The organism is Microvirga tunisiensis, assembly GCF_009296175.1.
Lineage (GTDB): Bacteria > Pseudomonadota > Alphaproteobacteria > Rhizobiales > Beijerinckiaceae > Microvirga > Microvirga tunisiensis.
Genome location: NZ_VOSK01000325.1, coordinates 1 through 6,683, shown reverse-complemented (window position 1 = coordinate 6,683; position 6,683 = coordinate 1). Strand labels below are relative to the sequence as shown.

The 6,683-nt window shown below is 57.6% G+C and carries 7 protein-coding genes and 1 pseudogene; 2 read left to right on the top strand and 6 right to left on the bottom strand.

Going from position 1 to position 6,683, the window contains the following annotated elements; translation table 11 throughout:
• Positions 1-161: 161 nt before the first annotated feature.
• The 3 genes from FS320_RS35430 to FS320_RS35420 are packed head-to-tail and all read right to left on the bottom strand — an operon-like array spanning position 162 to position 916.
• The gene (locus tag FS320_RS35430; protein ID WP_152717051.1) at positions 162-374 is read right to left on the bottom strand and encodes a WGR domain-containing protein; all 213 of its coding nucleotides are present in this window, start codon (positions 372-374) and stop codon (positions 162-164) included.
• Entirely contained in the window at positions 367-603 is a 237-nt protein-coding gene (locus FS320_RS35425) for a hypothetical protein (RefSeq protein ID WP_152717050.1), read from the bottom strand. Before FS320_RS35425 ends, FS320_RS35430 begins: the two co-directional genes overlap by 8 nt.
• A 19-nt stretch (positions 604-622) precedes the next feature.
• On the bottom strand, positions 623-916 hold the full coding sequence (locus FS320_RS35420) for a hypothetical protein (protein ID WP_152717049.1): 294 nt from the start codon (positions 914-916) through the stop codon (positions 623-625).
• A gap of 1,765 nt (positions 917-2,681) precedes the next feature.
• Here FS320_RS35420 and FS320_RS35415 point away from each other — a divergent pair.
• Positions 2,682-3,379: pseudogene (locus tag FS320_RS35415) on the top strand (IS6 family transposase).
• 123 nt (positions 3,380-3,502) lie between these two features.
• On the opposite strand, the gene FS320_RS45500 reads toward FS320_RS35415, so the two are convergent.
• The 3 genes from FS320_RS45500 to FS320_RS35405 all read right to left on the bottom strand — a co-directional run bounded on the left by FS320_RS45500 (position 3,503) and on the right by FS320_RS35405 (position 4,780).
• Positions 3,503-3,643 carry a hypothetical protein gene (locus FS320_RS45500; protein ID WP_153885373.1) on the bottom strand — a complete coding sequence of 47 codons (141 nt, stop codon included), beginning with the start codon at positions 3,641-3,643 and terminating at the stop codon, positions 3,503-3,505.
• A 174-nt stretch (positions 3,644-3,817) separates the two neighbouring features.
• Positions 3,818-4,162: a hypothetical protein gene (locus FS320_RS35410; RefSeq protein ID WP_152717048.1), complete on the bottom strand. Its 345-nt coding sequence runs from the start codon at positions 4,160-4,162 to the stop codon at positions 3,818-3,820.
• Between the two features lie 237 nt (positions 4,163-4,399).
• On the bottom strand, positions 4,400-4,780 hold the full coding sequence (locus FS320_RS35405) for a hypothetical protein (RefSeq protein ID WP_152717047.1): 381 nt from the start codon (positions 4,778-4,780) through the stop codon (positions 4,400-4,402).
• 645 nt (positions 4,781-5,425) lie between these two features.
• Between FS320_RS35405 and FS320_RS35400 the strand changes: the two genes are divergently transcribed.
• Positions 5,426-6,178: a response regulator transcription factor gene (locus tag FS320_RS35400; protein ID WP_152717046.1), complete on the top strand. Its 753-nt coding sequence runs from the start codon at positions 5,426-5,428 to the stop codon at positions 6,176-6,178.
• The last annotated feature ends 505 nt before the right edge of the window (positions 6,179-6,683 follow it).

The window sequence follows — 6,683 nt, the reverse complement described above, 5'->3', positions numbered from 1 at the left end:
CAGGCGCCCACCGTCGAAAGCAGCGGTGATCTTCTTGCGGCCAACGGCTGGAAACGGGAAGGTGGCAGGTGTATCGTCCGGCATGGCGAGTGTGGCACAGGGCAATTGGTGGCAGGGATTAGTCTCAACAACCAAATCCTACGCTGCTTCAAGTGCTTAAGCTACACTCGCCAGCCTTCATCAACCTTCCCATGCATAAGAACGGCTAGCTCCTGTCCGTTTGTGCCGATCCTTCCCCAGTTGCGCACCAGGCGGATGGTCCCAAACAGATCCCGCTCGATCGTGAGCGAGTAGAAGCGCCGGATGCCCTGCTCCGGATCGAGCCGGTGCAGCACCAGGTGGTGCTTGATCGGAGAGCGGAGTTCGTCAGGCATTCGGAACCCGAGGAAGCGGCCTCCAGCCCCGAACATGCTGATCGAAGTAGGTCGATGGGCTACCGGCCGAGAACACGCGCCAGAAGCCGACTTCGAAGATGGTGTCCGTTTCCCAGAAGCCGACCGTCACCGGGAAATCTGGAGGAGCCTCATCGTCCTGGATCCAAAGGAGGATGGGAGAGCCATCGCGGGGTGTGGCGCTCACGTCGAGCCATCGGCCTGTTGTCATTCATTCGCCTCCAAATCGGTCACGAATGTGGCTCCGTCCTGCCCTCATCCGCCTCGGTCTTGCCGACTGCCTCCGCCTCTGTCTCCAGCGCGTGAACCCGGGCCTCGATCCACCCGCTCATCTTGTCGACGAACGCCATGGCGCAAGCCCTCAGCCCCTCATCAGCCTCATAGGTCTGCAGGAAGGCTTGCCGCACCTTCTCAACTTCATCCTGGATGTAGGCGGAGCGGTGATCAGGGGGCACGCTGACGGCCCGCTCGGCAATCGTGGTCACGATCTTCTCAACCCGCGCGGCTTGCTGTTCTCGATTCATCTTCGCCTCCCGTACTGGTGCTGCCGATCCTGCCAAGCGCCTCCGGCTTTGCCGACAGCCCTTTTCAGGTTCTCCAATGCTGCTTCAAGTTTTGGGTCTGGCACATAGGCCTTTGGCAGAAGGCCGCTTCCCTTTCTGATCTCCCCCATAAGCTCAGGGGATTCCGCTACGCCTGTGGCTTTGGGGGAGTTTAGCGGAGAGGCTCGAAAATTGATCGTGGTGGCCCTTTGAGGGGTCAAAGGCGCCAAGGCCCTTCTCTCACCAGAATATCTGCCACGGGCCGCTGCAGCCCGCCTATTCGCGGCTAAAGGCGGGGCGTAGTCGGCCCCAAGCCGGAAGAGGATCGGCTTGCGGTGCAGTTCGCCGTCACTGGTCGCTGAATGGTCCTCTCGATGGAGGCGCCAAAGTCGAGTCGATCCGCACTCTGCAGGCTGTCGTTGAGAAGGCCGGCGTCAGCTTCACCTAGTTGCAAGTGCGGCAAAGCCCGTTGCCCATGGTAGCGCGCCTGGCTGACTAAAGCTTGCACCAAGCCAGCGGCATGACCTACTCCCGAGACACCACCGCCATCTCTGAGCTCACCGGTCAACCCGAGCGCTGGGGAATGGCCCGCTATCTGCCGGCACCACTTCGGCCGGCATCCCCTCGATTGCCGGTACTCCCTTGATCTCCTGTTCGCGTGCCAGCGCCTTCCGAGAAGGCCCGGCACGCGCCGTTGACACGCTGCTCCCCCACCATGCATTGTCTTTCTTGAGGGCCAAGCTCCGCGAACGCAGGCCCGAGCCCGGCGAGCAAGGACCCAGCAAGTGCGATGCCGTATGCCTTGATCATCGGCCTCTCCTCTTAGATGTCGTGGGCCTGAAGGAAGGGCGATAGGCTGATAACGAGAACAGCCGAAAGCAGGGTAGATGTGGAAAGCATGTGACGCTCCGAACCCTGGCGGCGTGGGCGCTGTGTCGGAGCGCCTAGAGGCCATGGGATAGAGTCCCAACCACTCCAATACTCTGCTGTTGATCCAGAGATGGCTGTGTCTCAACGCACCTGCCGGCCAAGTGTGGCAGTTCCATACTGAGGCCTATGGGCAACGCGCCGCCCTTGCGTGACCTTTCCTGCCTCAAAGTTGTGCCTCAAGCGGACGAGGCATAAACTGAGTTCAACCGCGAAGACGCAACCCCTCTCACGTCCTTCAGGGCTCTCTAAGTCGAGGACCCTGGACCCCTTGGTGGTCAGGGTGCGTATAATGTCTCCGAAACAGATCTCGCTTGTCGGCGGTCTTCTGGTGATTTGGCCTGGGCCGATCCAGGCTCATGATATCTACACGGACCTGCTCACCCGATCAGGTCTGCCCTGCTGTCATGATGGCGACTGCCGCCCTGTGCCTTACCGTCTGGTACCTAAAGGGGTGCAGATGTTCGTTGACGAGCAGTGGCTCGATATCCCGAGGAGCAGCATCCAATACCGCACCCTCGCTGGTGACCGTGGCGAAACAGGGGGAGGTCATTGGTGCGGGTTGCGAGACGCCATGGGGTATTTTACCCGCTGTGCGATCTTGCCGCCCCAGTCCGCCGCCGCTCATTAGAACGCACTGTTCCATACTGCGCCTTATCGGAAATTTTGGTTGCAACGTTGCCACCCGGATTGCCGCCTGTGGAACGCAAAAGTCAGATTGCGCATGACGCTCTCCAAAGCGATCGGCACCTGGTTCTGTTGCAGCTTTGAGGCTTCGCCTACCCCAGCTATGAAGTGAGGGTGTAAAGAGGGGCTGGCGGTGAAGCAAGGAAGCAAGAATCCTTTCAAGGGTCGACAATTCACGGCGGAGATCATTCTGTGGGCGGTCCGCTGGTATCTGCAGTTCCCCATCAGCTATCGCGATCTCGAGCCCATGCTCGCCGATCGTGGCATCACGGTGGATCACACGACCCTCTTTCGTTGGATTCAGGCTTATGCACCCGAGCTGGACAAGCGCATCCGTCCGCATCTCCAGAGGACAAACGGATCCTGGAGGGTCGACGAGACATACATCCAGGTGAAAGGCAAATGGGTCTATCTGTACCGGGCCGTCGATGCCTTCGGGCAAACGATCGACTTTCTGCTCTCGCCCAAGCGGGATGCAGCTGCCGCCCGACGGTTCTTCCGCATACGGTCAATCCGCGGACCATCACGGTCGACAAGAATGCCGCCTTTCCAATCGCGGCTAAAGCTATGAAGCAGAGTGAAGAACTCTGGCGCTTTGCCAAACTCCGGCAGGTGAAAGTTCTGAATAACATCGTTGAACAGGATCACCGGCGCATCAAGCAGCTGGTCAGGCCCGGGCTGGGCTTCAAGAGCTTCATGACGGCCTCCCGAACAATTGCGGGCTACGAGATCATGGTGATGGTCCGCAAGGGTCAAGTGGCGAGGGTACCAGCGAACGACATGAGGGCCCAGAGCGACTTCATTGCTGCTGTGTTCAGCGCTGCTGCCTGATTTAAGGCATCATTCGGCCTTCGATCAACCTACCTCTCGGCGTGCAACAGAACCGTGCTGAAGGGCCAGCAGCAACGAAACGCAGGTCCATGCGGCGCCTTCGGGCATTGTTCCCGTTTCAAATCAAGTCGCTTTCTTATGGCGAGGATCGTACCTCACAAGCTCGCCTGTCAGCTTCTTTCCCTCGCTGATAAATCTCTTGGCCTTTTCGCGCAGCTTGTTCTTCTTTGCGTTGGTGCGATGCTTCTCACTGCCTTTGCCCATTGTTTGCCTCCCCTGATCTTGAAGTATCATTGAAATGGCGCCTTGCAGGCGCGGTTCCAATCTCCAGCCCGCTAAACAGATTTCTAGTTCTGGTACGAAGCTGCCATTTGCAACGCCCGTTCTGCGTTGGAGCTGGGTATCCCGGAATGGGTGCCAAGTGCTAGATTTTAATCACTAGATCCCGACCTTGTCGGCGCAAGCAACTGCGACGAGACGATTGCCTTCCGACGTTCCAGGCATGGTTGCCCAGCCATTCTTCATCACGATGTCGCCTCGCTCGTAGGAGGAAGCTGCTTTCAAGAGCACAACCCGCTCGGCAAGCTGTGGATCACGCTTAGATTGGTCGACGCAGATCGAAGTCAGTGCTGCAACCACATCGGTTCGCGATTGTTCTGTGGCCATCTGCCGGGCTGTGCCCCCTGTCACCCACCCGCCCCAGTTGAAGCCGATCACCGTCACGGCAATTGCGCCGCACGCCACGCCGTAAAGGCCTGGCTTCAACCATTCCGGGGTTTTCATGAGCTTATCTTTCGGATCAGGCAAGAAATTATCTTCTCACCAGAAACAAACAATAGCACGTAATACTGCTCTCGGTGTTAGCTTTATTTCCCCTATTAATCGCACGAAACTTCTCAATTCAGCTCTGAGACTATAAAGAAGCGGTCTCTTGTGCTGAAGATCGGTAAATAATGATCAGCGCCGTGATTTTCGGCATTCTCCGATGGTGGATTACGCACCCGCTGAGGCTGACAACGATCAGGGAGACTGGGCGTCAAGGAGGGCGATACGACCAAGCTCGACTCTGATCGCCAGGGCCGTCTTTGCCCCAATGCCGGGGAGCCGCTCGATCCGGTCCGCAATAGCGGTGAGCTGGGCAATCGTCGTAATGTTTTCTCGATCCAGCACATTCCAGGCGTTGAGCGGTAGACGCAGACCGCGAATGGGTCCCTCGCAGTCGTCAAAAAGACCCTTATGCATCTGCTTCTCTTCTCGGTCTGATGACTGGCTTGGTAGGGAGCGGGCAAGAACAGACCGGTTATGCTCCGCAACCCGCGCAACCCGCGCAACCCGTGCAGCCTGTGCTTCCTTGATCAGGATCACGGTGCTGGTCGGGAAATCAGGAAGGCGACGAGGCATAGCCGAACTCCGCAGCACAGGCGGGAGCGCACGTCTCCCTGGGTCACTGACGCCAGTCAGGCACAGGTCAGCGTTCAATCATAGATGCGCCGCTATGGAGCGCATTACCAGGACCTTTAGATAAAAATTAAAATTAAACATATTTCGGATCGTTTCCGTCAAGATGCCGCACAGTTTACCCATATGAACCAGAGACAGAGCAGGCTTTGTGTGAGCAGGTGATCTCTATCGGGTTTGTTTTTAATTGCCCCTACGGATCCGTAAACTTAAAGTGCCCGCTTCCGGCGGGCATTTTTTCTAGGATGGCAAAGCTAACTGGCAGGCCTGCTGTTCGAGAGCAGCCAGGTACGCGGCGGGATCATGCCGAAAGCGGGTGCGCAGCGTTCGCGCGACGCGTCGCTTTTCCAGCTATTGACGCAAGCTCCTCCAGTGCTCGCGGTTCGCCGCTCCCAAGTCAACAGCCATCCTTTGGCCAACAATGGAGCCACTCAGGATTTCCTTAAGCCGAGCTGAACGTTGCGTCACCCTTACGTAGTAATGAGTACCTCTTAGTGGGTAGCTCAGGCTGCCTGCTATTGATCATGCAGGGTTCTTCATCATTGATGAACGCGCAGTGTCTGCGGCGGACTAGACCAGGGGGCGGGAATGCTTGGCGATGAATACGGCTGCGCGGCCAGAGCTAACGAACAGGCAGATGGCTCGGGCAGACAGGTCGCAACGGCACTACTCTGCGGGAATGCGCTGGTTGAGGCTGGCCTGACGCATCTTCTGACTGGTACCCGCTTCGGTGTGGCCGACCGAGGGCGTATTGGAGATAGCTCATTATCAGGTCGGGCAGACCCAGAACCGGCTCTGTATATCGTCGATGCCAGCGGATCTCCCCAGCAAACAATCACGCTTGTTGAGGATGCTAAGAGACAACACCCCGCAGTCCGCATCGTGGCCATTGCTAATAGCTTTGACCTTAACTTGGTGCAGCTTGCGGTCACGGCCGGGGTTGATAGTTTCTGCCTCTCGACGGCCGGTCGTGAGGTGCTGATCAACATTCTTGAACTGACGATCCTCGGTGAGCAGGTCCTGCCTAGAAGCGTGATCCAGTCCCTTCTCAAGGAAGCATCAACGGTTCCCAGTTGCGCTCGCACTCCATCGACATCTGAGCACAGCGCTTCTGATCCGAGGGTAGAGAAACTGTCGCCCCGAGAGACGGTCATCTTGCAGTCTCTGATGGGTGGTGAGGCCAACAAGGTCATTGCCAGGAGGCTCGAGATCACGGAGGCGACGATCAAAGTTCACGTGAAATCTATCCTGCGCAAGATCGGTGCCGCCAATCGCACTCAAGCGGCCATGTGGGCCAACGAGAACCTGCGGCGCACAGAGAAATGCCCTCTCGTTAACTGATCAGGGAACTGCTCTGACAGGCTAATGTGGGTGCGAAGTCTTTCGTTGTCCCTCGCGTACTCCCTCTGCTTCTCCTGAAGTTTCGCATAGCGGATTACGAGTGACTACGGGATGTCGACCAACGTGGCGATCTCATCCTGGGTCAGATGGGGGAAGTGATCACGCATCCAGCAGACTTCCATCTGCGTGATCATCTCAGCTCGACAGCCTTCCTTGAAGCTTGCCCGCGCCTCTGAGGCTTCCCGCAGAATGGGCTTTGCCCTCTTCTCCTGTTGAAGATTAAATAGGGCCCGGACTTAGCCGTTCTTATGCATGGGAAGGTTGATGAAGGCTGGCGAGTGTAGCTTAAGCACTTGAAGCAGCGTAGGATTTGGTTGTTGAGACTAATCCCTGCCACCAATTGCCCTGTGCCACACTCGCCATGCCGGACGATACACCTGCCACCTTCCCGTTTCCAGCCGTTGGCCGCAAGAAGATCACCGCTGCTTTCGACGGTGGGCGCCTG

Bases quoted from the DNA above. Each gene is read 5' to 3' on its own strand.
- FS320_RS35430 (WP_152717051.1), bottom strand. From the start codon at position 374: ATGCCTGACGAACTCCGCTCTCCGATCAAGCACCACCTGGTGCTGCAC.
- FS320_RS35425 (WP_152717050.1), bottom strand. From the start codon at position 603: ATGACAACAGGCCGATGGCTCGACGTGAGCGCCACACCCCGCGATGGC.
- FS320_RS35420 (WP_152717049.1), bottom strand. From the start codon at position 916: ATGAATCGAGAACAGCAAGCCGCGCGGGTTGAGAAGATCGTGACCACG.
- FS320_RS45500 (WP_153885373.1), bottom strand. From the start codon at position 3,643: ATGGGCAAAGGCAGTGAGAAGCATCGCACCAACGCAAAGAAGAACAAG.
- FS320_RS35410 (WP_152717048.1), bottom strand. From the start codon at position 4,162: ATGAAAACCCCGGAATGGTTGAAGCCAGGCCTTTACGGCGTGGCGTGC.
- FS320_RS35405 (WP_152717047.1), bottom strand. From the start codon at position 4,780: ATGCCTCGTCGCCTTCCTGATTTCCCGACCAGCACCGTGATCCTGATC.
- FS320_RS35400 (WP_152717046.1), top strand. From the start codon at position 5,426: ATGCTTGGCGATGAATACGGCTGCGCGGCCAGAGCTAACGAACAGGCA.